The 14,575-nt window shown below is 69.4% G+C and carries 15 protein-coding genes and 1 pseudogene; 9 read left to right on the forward strand and 7 right to left on the reverse strand.

The features are described 5' to 3' along the window. Positions 1-94: 94 nt before the first annotated feature. Positions 95-1,087: a PI-PLC domain-containing protein gene (locus tag TU31_RS26825; protein WP_052719076.1), complete on the reverse strand. Its 993-nt coding sequence runs from the start codon at positions 1,085-1,087 to the stop codon at positions 95-97. Between the two features lie 299 nt (positions 1,088-1,386). On the opposite strand from TU31_RS26825, the gene TU31_RS26830 reads away from it, so the two are divergent. From TU31_RS26830 to TU31_RS26845, 4 genes are all read left to right on the forward strand, one after another. Then, a complete protein-coding gene (locus tag TU31_RS26830; RefSeq protein ID WP_042159089.1) occupies positions 1,387-1,761 on the forward strand; it encodes a hypothetical protein in 375 nt (124 codons plus the stop codon). A gap of 211 nt (positions 1,762-1,972) precedes the next feature. Continuing rightward, positions 1,973-3,070 (forward strand): FAD-dependent monooxygenase, encoded by a 1,098-nt coding sequence (locus tag TU31_RS26835; RefSeq protein ID WP_042159090.1) that lies wholly within the window; start codon positions 1,973-1,975, stop codon positions 3,068-3,070. 128 nt (positions 3,071-3,198) lie between these two features. Further along, positions 3,199-4,143: a VOC family protein gene (locus TU31_RS26840; protein WP_042159091.1), complete on the forward strand. Its 945-nt coding sequence runs from the start codon at positions 3,199-3,201 to the stop codon at positions 4,141-4,143. Positions 4,144-4,289: 146 nt separating this feature from the next. After that, complete coding sequence (locus tag TU31_RS26845; protein WP_042159092.1) at positions 4,290-5,264, forward strand: helix-turn-helix transcriptional regulator; 975 nt, start codon at positions 4,290-4,292, stop codon at positions 5,262-5,264. Between the two features lie 24 nt (positions 5,265-5,288). On the opposite strand, the gene TU31_RS26850 is transcribed toward TU31_RS26845, so the two are convergent. Next, positions 5,289-5,588, reverse strand: a complete 300-nt coding sequence (locus TU31_RS26850) for a DUF6506 family protein (protein WP_042159093.1) — start codon at positions 5,586-5,588, stop codon at positions 5,289-5,291. Between the two features lie 310 nt (positions 5,589-5,898). Next, the gene (locus TU31_RS26855) at positions 5,899-6,357 is read right to left on the reverse strand and encodes an SRPBCC family protein (protein ID WP_042159094.1); all 459 of its coding nucleotides are present in this window, start codon (positions 6,355-6,357) and stop codon (positions 5,899-5,901) included. Between the two features lie 122 nt (positions 6,358-6,479). Here TU31_RS26855 and TU31_RS26860 point away from each other — a divergent pair. The 3 genes and pseudogenes from TU31_RS26860 to TU31_RS26870 form a co-directional block, all read left to right on the forward strand. Continuing rightward, positions 6,480-6,635 (forward strand): annotated as a pseudogene (locus tag TU31_RS26860) (dihydrofolate reductase family protein); the annotation flags it as partial. A 290-nt stretch (positions 6,636-6,925) separates the two neighbouring features. Then, the gene (ctaD, locus tag TU31_RS26865; protein WP_042159096.1) at positions 6,926-8,662 is read left to right on the forward strand and encodes an aa3-type cytochrome oxidase subunit I; all 1,737 of its coding nucleotides are present in this window, start codon (positions 6,926-6,928) and stop codon (positions 8,660-8,662) included. Then, a complete protein-coding gene (locus TU31_RS26870) occupies positions 8,659-9,036 on the forward strand; it encodes a hypothetical protein (RefSeq protein ID WP_245698770.1) in 378 nt (125 codons plus the stop codon). Before ctaD ends, TU31_RS26870 begins: the two co-directional genes overlap by 4 nt. 94 nt (positions 9,037-9,130) lie before the next feature. Here TU31_RS26870 and TU31_RS26875 read toward each other — a convergent pair whose 3' ends face one another. After that, the gene (locus TU31_RS26875) at positions 9,131-9,880 is read right to left on the reverse strand and encodes a TioE family transcriptional regulator (protein ID WP_042159098.1); all 750 of its coding nucleotides are present in this window, start codon (positions 9,878-9,880) and stop codon (positions 9,131-9,133) included. Between the two features lie 58 nt (positions 9,881-9,938). Here TU31_RS26875 and TU31_RS26880 point away from each other — a divergent pair, with 58 nt between their 5' ends. Beyond that, the gene (locus TU31_RS26880) at positions 9,939-11,141 is read left to right on the forward strand and encodes an erythromycin esterase family protein (RefSeq protein WP_042159100.1); all 1,203 of its coding nucleotides are present in this window, start codon (positions 9,939-9,941) and stop codon (positions 11,139-11,141) included. A 100-nt stretch (positions 11,142-11,241) separates the two neighbouring features. Here TU31_RS26880 and TU31_RS26885 read toward each other — a convergent pair whose 3' ends face one another. Beyond that, entirely contained in the window at positions 11,242-11,952 is a 711-nt protein-coding gene (locus TU31_RS26885) for an AraC family transcriptional regulator (RefSeq protein ID WP_275451869.1), read from the reverse strand. A 170-nt stretch (positions 11,953-12,122) separates the two neighbouring features. Between TU31_RS26885 and TU31_RS26890 the strand changes: the two genes are divergently transcribed. Further along, complete coding sequence (locus TU31_RS26890) at positions 12,123-12,812, forward strand: DUF6333 family protein (RefSeq protein WP_042159102.1); 690 nt, start codon at positions 12,123-12,125, stop codon at positions 12,810-12,812. Positions 12,813-12,870: 58 nt separating this feature from the next. On the opposite strand, the gene TU31_RS26895 is transcribed toward TU31_RS26890, so the two are convergent. Further along, complete coding sequence (locus tag TU31_RS26895; RefSeq protein ID WP_042159103.1) at positions 12,871-13,443, reverse strand: hypothetical protein; 573 nt, start codon at positions 13,441-13,443, stop codon at positions 12,871-12,873. Beyond that, complete coding sequence (locus TU31_RS26900; RefSeq protein WP_042159104.1) at positions 13,440-14,561, reverse strand: ROK family glucokinase; 1,122 nt, start codon at positions 14,559-14,561, stop codon at positions 13,440-13,442. The genes TU31_RS26895 and TU31_RS26900 overlap by 4 nt, the downstream gene beginning before the upstream one ends. Positions 14,562-14,575 lie beyond the last annotated feature (14 nt).

Genomic DNA, 14,575 nt, shown 5'->3' on the forward strand with positions numbered 1-14,575 from the left:
CCGTGGACCGCCGCGTACGACTCGGCCCCCGGACACGGCTGGGCAGCAACGGCGCTGACAGGAACCCCGGGGCCGGGCGGGGCAGCTCGGGGCGTCAGCTGCCGAAGGGGATGTCCCGAGGGGTGGCCATCCGGCGGGTGTCCGGGTGGGCCTTCACGTAGTCCGTGATGTACGAGAGCGACTCACGCACCGCGCTGTCGTCCGTGCCGCAGCCCTTCGGACCGCTGACGCCGTCGGGGTAGCACGACATCCGGTTGCCGTAGATCAGGCTGTCCACGGCGGCACTCCCGTCGGAGGAGTCGAGCAGGGTGGCGGCCCGCTCCCCGTCACCCTTGCCCACCGTCCAGCCGACGGTCTGCGCGAGCTCTCCGGCGTCCCGGGCCTTCCGGCCGGCCTCCAGCTCCTTCCGGATGCTGCCGAACTTCAAGGCCATGTTGTACAGCCCGTTGTCCATGACGCGCTGGTTGCCGGGGACGTTCGGCCCGTGCTCGGCGAAGCCGTCCCGGACCTGCGCGTAATCGCCGCTGTAGCTGACCGCTTCCTTGGAGTTCAGGTCGGCGAGGGCGTTCTTCCAGCCGCTGCCGCCCTCCTTGCCGTAGAAGCCGTAGAGCACCCGGATGCCCCTGCTCTCCAGCTTCTCGCGCGCCATGTCCCGCAGCCCGGCCACGGAGCAGTGGCGCCACTCGGGGTCGTTGCTGTCGCACCAGTCGGGGTTCTTCATGTCCAGCCAGACGAAGGAGACCTGACGCCCGTCGTCATGCTCCTTTGCCACCCGGTCGAACATGGCGGACATGGTGTCCCCGTAGCTGGTGAGAGTGCCGTCGTGGTCGGCCCACCAGCCCTTGCGCCAGGCCGTTGCGTCCATCTCCAGCGCGTTGGCCCCGTTCGCGAGCGCCGTGGTCACCCCGCCCGTGGTCAGCACCCGGTGGGCGATGGCCCAGGTGGGACGCTGCTCAGTGGTGCTGGGCGCGGTCCCGGAGGGCTTGTCCTCCGGTACGGCCATTGCGGCTCCGGTGCCCAGGGTGGCTGCGGAGACGACCAGAGTCAGCGGCAGCAGTATGGCGCGAAGCCGGCGTGGGGCGGCCATGAGGCGGGTCCTTTCCGTTGCACGGGCTCCACGTGGTGGCAGCCCGTTGTGCCGTGCGGTGGCCGTCTGTCCCACAGACAGCCGGCGGGCCGACTGCCCGCAACTGCCAGCACTGTACGCTAAGTTACCCACGGGTAATTATTGGCTGCGGTCCGTGTACGGACACCCTGCCCGGCCGGTCGCCGCCGTGGTGGAGCCGACGGCACCGCCGACCCCGTCACCGTCAGGCGCTTCTGCCGCAACTCCCCTTGTGCCTATGGTGTGTTGAGACCGCAGAGCGCGGTCGAAGGGAGTTGCTCATGCCTACGCAGACCAGCCGCGCATCGCACGACCTTCCTCGCTTCGAAGACGCAGAACCGCTCGGCCCCCAGGACGCGGAGTTCGCCAGGGACCTCAAGGCCGTGCTGGAGAAGCACGGCAACCTGGACCGGTTCGGTCTGGTCCTGTTACACGACCACTTCTCGGTCGACAGCGACGAAGTGCTCGTCGAGACGAACGATCCGCAGGCCCGCACACTCCACGTCGAGGTGGAGAAGAAGGGAGAGACCAAGCACGCCCGGCCGTCACAGTGGCGGTTCGTCGCGGACTCCGAGGAGCCAACCACCACACAGAGCGACAGCACCCCCTACGAGGTGCTGATGCTGTGCCTGACACTTGCCTGCGAGGACCGCTGAGGTAGGACGCCCCCGGCTGACGCGGGCACACAGGGGGAGGGCTGTACGAGCTCCCTCGGGTACAGCCCTCTCTGCGCTTCCGATCAGCTGCGGACAACGGATGGTCGCCGCCTGATTCGGATAAGGCGGAGCGCCGACGGAGCTTACGGTTTCGAAGAAATCAGGTGCTCTGGAGGCGTACATGAACAGCTATCGCGGTGCGCGTACGGCCATGATCGTGGGCGCGGGCGTCGCTGGTCTGACAGCGGCCACTGCCCTGGCAGGCGCGGGATGGCAGGTTGAGATCGCTGAGGTCAACCCGTCAAGGGCGACTTCCGGCTGGGGGTTGTGCCTGACCGGTCCCGCGCTGCGCGCGCTGGCCGAGCTGGGTCTCGCTGACGACTGTCTGACCGAGGGCTACGGCATGAGCGTGATCACGCACGTGGACGTGGACGGCGAACCCATGGGCCAGGCCCGGCTACCGCGCCTGATCGGTGCGCGGCGACCGGCGATGGCCGGCATGGCCCGCCCCGTGCTGCACCGCATCCTGCACACGGAAGCCGAGCGGCGCGGCGTAGTCGTACAACAGGGACGGACCGTCACGGCGGTGGACCAGGAGGGGGAGCTGGTCCGCGTGCAGTTGTCGGGCGGGACGGTCCGGCAGGTCGCGCTGTTGGTGGGCGCGGACGGGATCCGCTCATCGACGCGGAGCCTGCTGGGCCTTGAGACCTCGCTCGACTATCACGGCCAGATGGTCTGGCGGGCTCTGGTGCCCCGCCCGCAGTGGGCCACCGGGATCCACCAGTTTGCGGGGAAGGCCGACACGGCGGGCCTCGTGCCCATCTCGGCCGGTGAGGCGTATGTGTTCGTGACGGAGAACGGAGTGGAGCAGAGCGTCCTGCCCGAGGCCGAACTCGTCCCGCGCCTGCGGCAGATACTGAAAGCCTTCCCGGGCCGGGTGGCGGAGATCCGCCTGCTGGTGTCCGTGTCGGAGTCGGTGGTGCGCCGCCCGGTGCTGACCGCGTTCCTGGAGGGCGCCTGGAACCGGGGCAACAGCGTCGTCATCGGTGACGCCGCGCACGCGCCCGCACCGCAGATGGCCAGCGGCGCGGCGCTGGCCATCGAGGACGGGCTGGTGCTGGCCGAAGAGCTCGGGCGGCACGAGTCGGTCGGGGCGGGGCTGGAGGCGTTCGTGAGACGGCGCAGGCAGCGGTGCCGAACGCTCGTGGAGACCTCGGTGGCGATCGCCGGCCTGGAACATGCGCAGCGCCATCGCGAAGCGTATCCGCTGACGGATGCCGGTCACCGGCTCATGGCCGAGCCAGCGTGACCATTCGGCGCGAAGTCACCGACGAGGAGAGGGAGTTCGGCGGCCTGCCCACCGTCCTCGGCCGGATCACGGGACGACTGAGCTGACCGAACGACTGAGCTGACCAGCGCAACTCAAGGGAGTTCACCATGAGCAACAGCAGCAGTCTGATCACCCATCTGCGGCACATCGATGTCGCCATGCCGAACTTCGCCGAGCAGCGTCAGTTCTACACCGAGATGTGGGGGCTGACGGAGACCGCGGGCGACACCGGTGTCTCGTTCCTGGCAGCCGAAGGCTCCCCGGAGCAGTACGTGGTGCGGCTGCGCCAGGAAGCGCACAAGCGCACCGACCTCATCGCCTTCGGAGCCGCCACGGCCGCCGATGTCGACACCCTGGCCGCACAGCTGATCGCGCAGGGCGTGCGGCTGGTCCACGAACCGAAGGCGTTGGACACACCCGGGGGCGGCTACGCGGTCCGATTCTTCGACAACGAGGGCCGCGTGGTGGAGGTCTCCGCCGACGTCGCCGCGCGCCGGCACCGCAGGATCGAGGCCCGCGAGCCGGTCCCCGTGCGCCTCTCCCACGTCCTGATGAACTCCCCCACCCCCGAGGCCACAGTTGCCTGGTACATCAGGCACCTGGGGTTCCGCCTCTCGGACACCATGTGCCTCGGCAGCCGCGGTGACATCATGTGGTTTCTGCGGTGCAACACCTTCCACCACAGCTTCGGCATCGTCCGCGGGCCGCACGCGGCCTTCCACCACGCCTCCTTCGAGATGCGCGGCATCGACGAGTTCATGCGCGGCACCGGCCGGATGCGGCGCCTGGGCATCGAGCGGCTGTGGGGGCCAGGGCGGCACCGCGCCGGTGACAACACCTTCAGCTACTTCCTCGACCGGGCCGGAAACACCGTCGAGTACACCACCGAGCTGGAGGTCCTGGACGAGGACACCTGGCACCCTCACCTCTACGACCTTCGCGAGCCCGCCAACGTGGATCAATGGGGCACGGCCAACGAGATGGACGAGTTCATCGCCGCCAAGTCCCACAACGACGCCGACCCCGGACTGTTCGTGGCCCCGCCGATGTGAACACGCCCACGAGGGACCGCGTCACCTGCGGGCGCAGAACCGCCGACCAAGCCCCCGGCGGACCAACAGCGGTGACACACTGACAGCAGCCCCCGGTCGCCCGCACCACCACACACCGTTGCGGCCGCCTCAAGGGAGATGAACGCGTGCCGGCTCCGCTGCGCAACTTCCTCATCATCAAATCGCCCAACCCCGTCGACCTCTTGAACGCCGTCACCCGCCTGTTCGGCGGCTCCGTCGCCACGTCGCCGCTGAACGGCCTGTGCCGGGGAGAGCACGAACTGCGCGGGGTGGCCGCGCGCGACTTCGCCGTCGGCTACTTCGCCTCGCCACTCGACGTACGCGTCTCCTCGGCGGGCGGGCGCAGCTCCTACTTCGTCAACATCGGTGTGTCCGGCGCGATCGCCGCATCCTGCGGCGGCCTGAACGCCACCCTCGACACCGCCACGGCCGGGGTCGTCAACCCCGGAGACACCCAGGAGCTGCGCCCCGCGCGCCCCACCCCTTCACGTTTCCTGGGCCTTCGGATCGACGCCGCCCTGGTCAACCAGGAATTCACCGCACTGACCGGGCGCCCGCCGGCGTCCACCGTCCGCTTCGACTTCGCCCTCGACCTGGCCAAACCCAAGGGCCGGGCCGTACTGCTGCTGATCCGCTCCCTCCTGGAGCAACTGGACTCGGGAGACCCCCTGTTCCAGCGTGCCGAACTCCAGCGCAGCCAGCTGCGCAGCATCGTCACCGCGCTGCTCCTGGCCCAGCCGCACTCGCACACCGGCGAGCTGCGAGACGGTCCGCGACCTGGCCACCCGCGCTCCTTACGCGCAGCTCTCGCGTTCATCGAAGCCAACCTCACCGAACGCATCGCCCTCGGCGACATCGCCAAAGCCGCCGACTGCGCCCCACGGACCCTCAGCTCCGCATTCCGCGACCGGCTCGGCCTGTCACCCATGTCCTACGTACGCAACCTGCGGCTGGACCGGATCCGTCAGGACATCCTCACCACCACCGACAACGTCGGCACCATCGCCTACCGATGGGGTGTCTCCCACCTGGGCCGCTTCGCCGGCGACTACCACGCCCGTTTCCACGAGCTACCCTCCGACACCGCAGCCCGCCGGTAACGGCGCTCTCCCCTTCACCAGTGATCAGGAGAAGATGGCATGCACCTGGTCGACTGCTTCCGGCCCATAGCCGACCGTGCCCACGGGGACCGCACCGTCGATCGCCTCGATGACGCGCCCGGCCCACACGGGGCCGAACCCTCCACACAGCTCGATCAGCTGCACTCCCTCGCCCACCAGGCGACGCGCGACCGCAAGGGCCTGCTCGGGCTTCTCCACCCCCACGAGGACAGTGCGGCACTCGCCGGTGTCCACGACGTTGACATCGCCGTCGGCGGCGCTGCCGGCTGCTGTGTAGATGAATCCCCAATGCGTGAGCGCCATGTGTGTGGGCCTCCTGTGACCGGCGAAGCCACCAGCCAAACAGAACCAGGGTGAAAATGTCCCGGATTGGAGGTAACTCAGGTGTGACCCGCACCTCACTCCCCTCCCGGCACCAGCTGGGGCGGACGACGGGCCGTGACCGCCGGGCCCGACAGGCCGCGCTCAGTAGCGGTGACAGCGGCCAAGTGGCGTCCCAGCCGTCCCCGCCGCCAGCTGCAGGACAGAGCGGCCACCAACACCGAGCTTCCTTCCCCACAGGAGAGGGCGGGCGGCTGCCGTCGTGACGGCAGCCGCGCCGCCGGATTTTGGGTCAGCCGGGCTTGATCCGGCCGCGCCAGGCCCCGGATTCGGCGCCACGGTGCTCGATGTAGTCCTTGAAGCGCCGCATATCGCCCTTGACTCGCCGTTCGATGGTTCCCGACATGTCGGCGGCCTTCTCCGCCACACCCGAGGGCTCGATGTCCATCACGAGCTCCACCCGCGTGTGGGTTTCATCCAGGCGCTGGAAGCTGACCAGGCCCTTCTGCTGCGTATCGCCGGTGGTGGTACGCCAGGCGATGCGGTCGTCCGGGAGCTGGTCAATGATCTCGGTGTCGAACTCCCGCCGCACGCCGCCGATTTTGGTGGTCCAGCGGTTGTGCTGGTCGTCGAGCTGGGTGACCTTCTCGACTCCCTCCATGAACTTCGGGAACTCCTCGAACTGTGTCCACTGGTTGTAGGCGGTGTGGACCGGAACCTCGACGTCCACCGTCTCCTTCACCGTGCTCATCGCTACGCCTCCTCAGTGGTGGCTCGCGCGGGTGACGAAGCCCGCGACGCGCATCTCGCGTAGTTCAGCGGGTGCCCGGTGACTGGCTTCTTAGACGGCGCCCACAGGGGTTTTCGGCTGTCCGGTACCACTCGCTTGTCTTCCCGCTCCTCCTCGGCGCGGGCAAGCGTCTCTTCAGCGCCAGGGCCAGGGCCAAGGAGACCCAGAAGCTGACGCTCGTCGAGCACGAGGCCTACGCCAACGGACTGCGGAAGAACGTCTTCGACGTCGTCCGCTGACACGGCTCCCGCGCTCGCTCTGCCGTCGCGTCACCGGAACGTGGCCCCTTCGGAACGACCTGGCCCGCGCGCCTTGGGCCCCATGCGCGGTCAGGTGTGAGTGGCGGTTGAAGAATGAGCGGTAGCGCTGGGGCGGCCGGCAACGGCGACGCGGTCCGACTAGGCCGGTTGGGTCTGACTGTCATCCCAGTGGCGGCGTTTCGCCCCGTTCGGATCGCAGGCAGGGGCTGCGACGGCCATGATGCCGCTGACTGGCGACGCCAACCGCGAGCATCGGGAGACACCCCCTAGTGAGTATGAGCAACGAAATCCACGGTGCGGCGGCAGCCGAGGACTCGTACGAAAACGAACTGCCGGTCAGGGGCCAGGAGCCCGGTGGCGTCGTGGTCAGGTGGCTGACGACCACCGACCACAAGACCATCGGCACCCTCTACCTGATGACCTCGTTCGCGTTCTTCCTCATCGGCGGGCTGATGGCGCTGGTGATGCGTGCCGAGCTGGCCCGGCCGGGGACCCAGATCGTGTCGAACGAGCAGTTCAACCAGGCGTTCACGATGCACGGCACGATCATGCTGCTGATGTTCGCGACGCCGCTGTTCGCCGGATTCACCAACTGGATCATGCCGCTCCAGATCGGCGCCCCCGACGTTGCCTTCCCGCGGCTGAACATGTTCGCCTACTGGCTCTACCTCTTCGGCTCACTGATCGCGGTGGCCGGCTTCCTCACCCCGGACGGCGCGGCCGACTTCGGCTGGTTCGCCTACACACCGCTGTCGGAGGCCGCTCACACCCCGGGCGTCGGCGGCGACATGTGGATCATGGGGCTGGCCTTCTCCGGCTTCGGCACCATCCTCGGTGCGGTCAACTTCATCACCACCATCATCTGCATGCGCGCCCCGGGCTTGACCATGTTCCGGATGCCGATCTTCACCTGGAACGTCCTGCTGACCGCTGTCCTGGTACTGCTGGCCTTCCCGATCCTGGCCGCCGCGCTGTTCGCCCTGGAGGCGGACCGCAAATTCGGTGCCCACGTGTACGACCCCGCCAACGGCGGCTCGCTGCTGTGGCAGCACCTCTTCTGGTTCTTCGGACACCCGGAGGTGTACATCATCGCCCTGCCGTTCTTCGGCATCGTCACCGAGGTCATCCCGGTGTTCGCCCGCAAGCCGATCTTCGGCTACATCGGCCTGGTCGCCGCGACCATCTCGATCGCCGGTCTGTCCGTGTCGGTGTGGGCACACCACATGTTCGTCACCGGAAGTGTGCTCCTGCCGTTCTTCTCGTTCATGACGTTCTTGATCGCCGTCCCGACCGGTGTGAAGTTCTTCAACTGGATCGGCACGATGTGGAAGGGCTCGCTGTCCTTCGAGACGCCGATGCTCTGGGCGATCGGCTTCCTCGTCACGTTCCTCTTCGGGGGGCTCACGGGCATCATCCTGGCCTCCCCGCCGATGGACTTTCATGTGTCCGACTCCTACTTCGTTGTGGCCCACTTCCACTACGTGGTCTTCGGCACGGTCGTCTTCGCGATGTTCGCCGGCTTCCACTTCTGGTGGCCCAAGTTCACCGGCAAGATGCTGGACGAGCGGCTCGGCAAGATCACGTTCTGGACGCTGTTCGTGGGCTTCCACGGCACCTTCCTCGTCCAGCACTGGCTCGGCGCCGAGGGCATGCCGCGCCGTTATGCGGACTACTTGGCGGCCGACGGCTTCACCGCCCTGAATTCCGTCTCGACGATCAGCTCGTTCCTGCTGGGCCTGTCGGTCCTGCCGTTCATGTACAACGTCTGGAAGACGGCCAAGTACGGCGTACCGGTCGGCGTCGACGATCCCTGGGGCTATGGACGCTCGCTGGAATGGGCGACCTCTTGCCCGCCGCCGCGGCACAACTTTCTCACCCTGCCCCGGATCCGCAGCGAATCCCCGGCATTCGACCTGCACCACCCCGAGATCGCCCAGCACGACGAGGCGAACCGCGGCAAACGCGATGTGGTGGAAGCGCCCGGCCAAGAGGGCGGCCGGCCTTGACGCCCCCGAGCCGTCACGAGCCCCGGCTGGACCGGGACAGTGCCGAACTCGCCAACGAGGTCGAGGGCTACCTCCTCGTCCAGGCGGAGCAAGAGCTGGCGCGGCGCGAGGCCGAAGCGCTCTGCGCGCGCCTCGACTGGCTCACGACGGGGCAGGCCGAAGAGCTTGCCCGCCACTACACCGAGCAGCGGCTCGGCCTGACCCGCCAGGCGCTCCAAGCCACGGCTGACCGGGCCCAGCGCCTGCGCGGCGAATACGAGATCCGCTACGCCGCACTGCGTCGCGCCTTGCTCAAACGGCATGCCGTGGGCGCCTGTCTCCTGCTCGTCTGTTCCACCGCAGCCGGCGCGGGGGCCCGTTTCCTGGCCCGCTGATGAAGGCGAGACCTTCGTCGTCGCGCAGGTCCGCCACCACGACTGCTTGCCCGGGCAAAGGCCGGAACCCGCTCGACGGCCGGCGACCGAGGTCTCATCCGCGCTCGCGGAGGTACGCCTCCAGCTCCGCGGCCCCGGTCAGCATCGCCCGACCGCGGGCGGACAGCCGGCCGTGCCAGTCGCGCAGGGCGCCCTCCAGGGGCTCCAGCCCACCGGCCGCCCGTACCTGGGCGAGCAGCGGGGCGATCTGCTCCAGCAGGTAGCCGCCCCGCCTGAGCTGGTGGGCCAGCCGGGCGTCCCGTACATCGGCCTCGTCGTAGACGCGGTACCCGGTCAGCGGGTCACGGCGCGGGCGTACCAGCCCGGCGCGCTCCCATTTGCGCAGCGTCGCGGGCCGGATGCCGAGCTTCCCCGCCAGCGGCCCGATGAACGTGCCGCCGGCCGCGGACGCCGCGGCCGGCTCGGGCCCTGCATCGGGCCCGGACGCGGTCGTGGGCTCCAGGTCGCGCAGGGCGCTCTCCACGGCCTGGAGGGTGCGGCGGTCGTCGAGGAGCTGGGCGTGGCTCTCGTCGATGAGGCGCAACGCCTCCTCGGCCGCGCCCTCGTTCACCGCCCGCATGATCGACGTCGCCGTCTGGTGGCCGTGGCCGGGCACCAGGGCCAGGAACGCGCGCAAGGCACCCGCGTGCAGCGAGGTGTAGGTGCGGTAGCCGTGGGGTGTGCGACCGGCGGCCGGAAGGATGCCGGCCTCCTCGTAGTTCCTGACCGCCTGCGTGGACAGACCGTGCCCGCGCGCCAGATCAACCGGCCTGAGGCGTTCGCCGTTTTGAAGGTTTTGTGCCATGACACCGCCATGATCGGGGAAAAGTTTCAACTGAGGGTTCAACGATACCGTTGAAGGCATGGCTACTGACATCAAGGACTCCGTCCATGCCGTAGAGGCCGCCGCCGTCATGGGGCTGCTCCCGGCCCGGCCGCGGCTGCTCGCCCTGGGCGAGCCGACCCACGGCGAGGACACTCTGCTCGACGTGCGCAACGAGCTCTTCCGGCAGTTCGTCGAGCAGGAGGGCTACCGGACGATCGCGATCGAGAGCGACTGCCTGAGGGGCCTGGTCGTGGACGACTACGTCACCTCGGGCACGGGCACCCTCGACGAGGTCATGGAGCACGGCTTCAGCCACGGGTTCGGCGCCTCCGCGGCCAACCGCGAGCTCGTGCGCTGGATGCGCGCCTACAACGACGGCCGGCCCGCGTCCGAGCAGCTCCGCTTCGCCGGGTTCGACGGCCCGCTGGAGATCACCCACGCCGCGAGCCCCCGGCAGGCCCTCACCGCACTCCACGGCTACCTCTCGACCTGGGTGGACGCGGACCTGCTCCCCTGCACCGGGGACACGCTCGACCGACTGCTCGGCGCCGATGACCGGTGGACCAATCCCGCCGCGATGATGGACCCGGCCCAGTCCGTGGGGCAGTCGGCCGAGGCCGGTCAACTGCGGCTGCTCGCCGACGACTTGGTGGCGCTGCTCGACACCCGGATACCGCACCTGATCACGGCGACCTCACGGGACGACGTGGACAGGGCGCGCCTGTACGGGCGCACCGCGACCGGCCTGCTGCGCTACCACCACTGGATGGCCGACACCTCACCGGCCCGTATGACCCGGCTGTGCGCGCTGCGGGATTTGATGATGGCCCACCATCTCCTTGCCCTCGCCGCGCGGCGCCCGGCACTCGCCCACGCCCAAAACTCCCATCTTCAGCGGGCGAAGAGCACGATGCAGATGTGGCAGGGGCCGGTGGAGTGGTGGAGCGCCGGTGCGCTCGTGAGCGACCGGCTCGGCGAGGGGTACGCCTTCGTGGCCACGGCCCTCGGCACGATCCGGCACCAGGGGGTGGATACGCCGCCGCCGGACACCGTCGAAGGAGTCCTCTACACGCTCCCGGAGGACCGCTGCGTCATCGACGCCCCGCGGCTGGCCTCCACCCTCGGCGACACAGTCCCCGCGCCCCGCGTATCCCCCTGGTTCGGCTACGCCCCGCTCGCCCCGGCCCACCTGGCGGACATCGACGGCCTCCTGTTCGTCAGGGACGTTCCGCAGAGCTAGCCCCGCCCTCAGCAGTCCGGCCTGACGGGGCGCCTCGAATGCGAGGGAGGCGCCCCGCGCCCCTGCCGCCCGAGTGGTGTGCAGCCGAAGAACTGGCTGACTACCGGGCGGGGAGGCAGGTCGCCTGCCGGTAGTCCTTTGGTGGCATGCCACAGGCGGTTCGGAAGGTACGGGTGAAGTCGGCTGCGTGAGGGAAGCCGCAGCGGGCGGCAATGGCGTGGATGGGGGTGGTGCGCCAGGTGGGGTCGGCGAGTTCGCGGCGGGCGCGTTCGAGGCGTTGTCGGCGGATCCAGGCGGCGACGGTGGTCTCTTCGTGTTGGAAGAGGCGGTGGACGTAGCTGGTGGAGATGTGGTGCGCGGCTGCGATCACCGGGGGCCGCAGGTCCGGGTCGGCCAGATTCCGATGAATGAAGGCTTGGATGCGCAGGATCAGAGCGCGTCGGTGGGATTCGGGCGGTACGTGGTCGCCGGCTTCCAGGTGGTGGGCGAGAGTGGCGGTGAGCAGGTCCAGGGCCACCGTGCCCAGCCGAGTGGTGTCTGCGGGCTGATAGTGCGTGGTGTCAGTGGCCAGGCGCATGAGGAACTGCGCGAGCAGGCCGCCGATTCCTTCCCGGCCGGATAAGGAACGGGCGAGAAGGCGGTCAACGCTGTGGGGAGGAAAGGGCAGTAGCTGTTTGGGTATGCCCATTCCCACCGATGTCACGGCGCCGGCTGCGGTCTCCCAGGGTCGTGAGGTGTCGACGGCATACATCTGCTGTGCACCGTGCGCGGCTTCGTGGCCGCCATGGCGAATTCCCAGGGTTCCGCGCAGGAGGAGAGCGAGGGTTTAACACTCCGGGTCGGATTGCCGGATCAGCTTGGCTGTCCGCAGGCCCGTGACCGGCTGAACCTTCGTCGGCACCACCGATACCGGCCCCAGCTGGAGACTGCGCCTTGTGGGCCATGCCTGCTCACACGTTCTGGACGCTCCCAGCGGACCGCATGACCACCGGCAGCGGCACCCGTTACGAACTGACCGTCCTCCAGCCGCCGTTCACCGTGCACGCGGCGGGACTCCCGCCCAACGATCCAGCCCGGGCTGCCGCGTTCGCCCGCTCGCTGGACGCGGTCGACGAGGTGATCGAAGACCTCGGCCCCCGCAAGCAGAGCGCCACCCATACGGTCACCACCCGGGCCGATCTGGACGTCGTCCGGGCCGGGGCGTGGGGCAACCTCATGTCGGTCTCCGATCCGGCGTTCGCGGACGACGGCAACGACATGCCGCTTCTCGCCGAGGCCACCCGCCTGCGCAGGCGATTCCCCGACGCGCGGATCGTGGGCCGGGTGGAAGTCCACTGCGGCGCCGAGCACACCGAGGACCTCGTATGGCTCCCGGACGGCACCATGTTCCACGCCTGCGGCTGGCCCGGCGACGAACCGTTCGTCGTCGCCGGGGACCCCCGTGCCGTAATGGCGGCCCTCGGCGTCACCGCGGAAGTCCTCGACGACCTTGAGGTGTACTTCGATCTGGACGACGAGCCGAACCAGAACGACTGGGGCGCGCTCGCTACCGCATGCCTCGGGGACGCCGACCCGTGGGGCAGGCCCGACCTGGACGCCTCGACACTGCGCGTGCGGCGCAGCGAGCACGCCACCCGCCACATGGAATCCCTTTACTTCATCACCGGCTGAGGCCCCTTGCCTGGCATTGAGCGCCTGCCCTGGACCTGCGGGACGTCCCTGGAGCGGATCAGAACTTCACGGTGGAGACCGTGTAGACCACCGGGTGCCCCGGCTCGTCGTAGCTGACCATGATCCGCTGGGAGGGGTGCGGTGCCCGGTCCGTGGTCGTCGTGCCGGCCCACGGGCCGTCGGTGCCCAGGTCCCAGCCGACCTTGGCCGCCTGGCCGGGCGGGATGGTCCTCCGGTCCTTCTTGAGGGCGGCGGTGCTGGTGCCGACGGCCGCGAGGTAGTGCTCCAGGCCCCACTCGTTGGTCCGGAACTGCACGAACAGCGCGCTGGTCTGCCAGGAGTTGGTCTCGTAGTAGTAGACCGGGGTGGAGCCGACCGGTACCGGGACGTTGTAGATCCGCTGCTGGACCTTGGAGGGGAAGGCATTGGTCAGGCCGGTGGCGGCGGCCTCCAGCTCCTTGCCCTCACCGCTGTCGCGGCTCTGCTCGGCGGAGATGACGATATATCCGGCCGGGATCGCGATCAGCAGGAAGACGATCAGCGCCATCAGCAGCGGACGCCGGCGCTTGGCGCGCGGCGGCGCGGGCGGCTGGTGGTCGTCGTGCACGGAGTGCAGGTCGGTGTCGGTCATCGGCGGCCGGCCCGTTCATAGCGTTCGTGGCGCTCGACGCGGCGCCGGTTGGCACGCCGGAAGCGGCGGGCCACCAGGCGGGCCAGATCGGCGGCGCCGACCATGCCGGCCTCGGGACCCAACTGGGCCTTGGCGATGGTGGCTTCGGGGCGGTAGCCGCGGCCGGTGAGCTGGCGCCGGAAGGCGTCCCTGGCCGGGGCGATCAGCAGGTCGTCGGCGGCGCTGACGCCACCCCCGATGACGAAGCAGGACGGGTCGAGCGCGGCGGCGAGGTTGGCGATGCCGACGCCGAGCCACTGGCCGATCTCCTGGAGGAGCTCGACGCACATCGCGTCGCCCTCCCGGGCCAGCTCGGTGATCAGCGGCCCGGTGATGTCGCCGACACGGCCGCCGACCCGCTCGATGATGTTGTACGCGACCGGGGAGTCGGCGGCGGCCAGCTCACGGGCCTCGCGCACCAGGGCGTTGCCGGAGCTGTACTGCTCCCAGCAGCCGCGGTTGCCGCACGGGCAGCGGTGGCCGCCGGGGACGACCTGCATATGGCCGAATTCACCGGCCACGCCGTACTTGCCGCGCTTGACCGCGCCGTCCTCCAGGATCGCGCCGCCGATGCCCGTACCGAGCGTGATCATGACGAGGTGGTCCTGGCCGCGGCCGGCGCCGAAGCGCCACTCCGCCCAGGCGGCGGTGTTGGCGTCGTTGTCGACCATGACGGGGACGGCCAGGCGGCCGGCGAGGCGGTCGCGCAGGGGCTCGTTGCGCCAGTTCAGATGCGGGGCGAAGAGCACCTTGCTGCGGTCCGCGTCGACCCAGCCGGCCGCGCCGATACCGACGGCGTGGACGTCGTGCCGGTCGGAGAGATCGAGCACCAGCTCGGTGATGGTGTCCTCGACGACCTGCGGACTCTTGGACTTGTCCGGCGTCTCGGTGCGGACCTTCTCCAGGATGGCGCCGTCGGCGTCGACCACCCCCGCCATGACCTTGGTGCCGCCGATGTCGATGCCGACGGTGGGCACCCGGGGGGCGGTCAACAGCGAGCGCCGCTCGCGGGTGCCGACCGTGCGCAGCACGGTGGCTCTGGCGGATCCTCGGTGCACCCGGTCCCGGTACATGCTCATCGACCCACCTCTTC

Origin of the sequence: Streptomyces lydicamycinicus (genome assembly GCF_000829715.2) — a bacterium.
GTDB classification, from domain to species: Bacteria; Actinomycetota; Actinomycetes; order Streptomycetales; family Streptomycetaceae; genus Streptomyces; species Streptomyces lydicamycinicus.

Coding starts and splice junctions, on each gene's coding strand:
- TU31_RS26825 (WP_052719076.1), bottom strand. CDS start 1,087: ATGGCCGCCCCACGCCGGCTTCGCGCCATACTGCTGCCGCTGACTCTG.
- TU31_RS26835 (WP_042159090.1), top strand. CDS start 1,973: ATGATCGTGGGCGCGGGCGTCGCTGGTCTGACAGCGGCCACTGCCCTG.
- TU31_RS26840 (WP_042159091.1), top strand. CDS start 3,199: ATGAGCAACAGCAGCAGTCTGATCACCCATCTGCGGCACATCGATGTC.
- TU31_RS26890 (WP_042159102.1), top strand. CDS start 12,123: ATGACCACCGGCAGCGGCACCCGTTACGAACTGACCGTCCTCCAGCCG.
- TU31_RS26875 (WP_042159098.1), bottom strand. CDS start 9,880: ATGGCACAAAACCTTCAAAACGGCGAACGCCTCAGGCCGGTTGATCTG.
- TU31_RS26900 (WP_042159104.1), bottom strand. CDS start 14,561: ATGAGCATGTACCGGGACCGGGTGCACCGAGGATCCGCCAGAGCCACC.
- TU31_RS26830 (WP_042159089.1), top strand. CDS start 1,387: ATGCCTACGCAGACCAGCCGCGCATCGCACGACCTTCCTCGCTTCGAA.
- TU31_RS26850 (WP_042159093.1), bottom strand. CDS start 5,588: ATGGCGCTCACGCATTGGGGATTCATCTACACAGCAGCCGGCAGCGCC.
- TU31_RS26855 (WP_042159094.1), bottom strand. CDS start 6,357: ATGAGCACGGTGAAGGAGACGGTGGACGTCGAGGTTCCGGTCCACACC.
- TU31_RS26895 (WP_042159103.1), bottom strand. CDS start 13,443: ATGACCGACACCGACCTGCACTCCGTGCACGACGACCACCAGCCGCCC.
- TU31_RS26880 (WP_042159100.1), top strand. CDS start 9,939: ATGGCTACTGACATCAAGGACTCCGTCCATGCCGTAGAGGCCGCCGCC.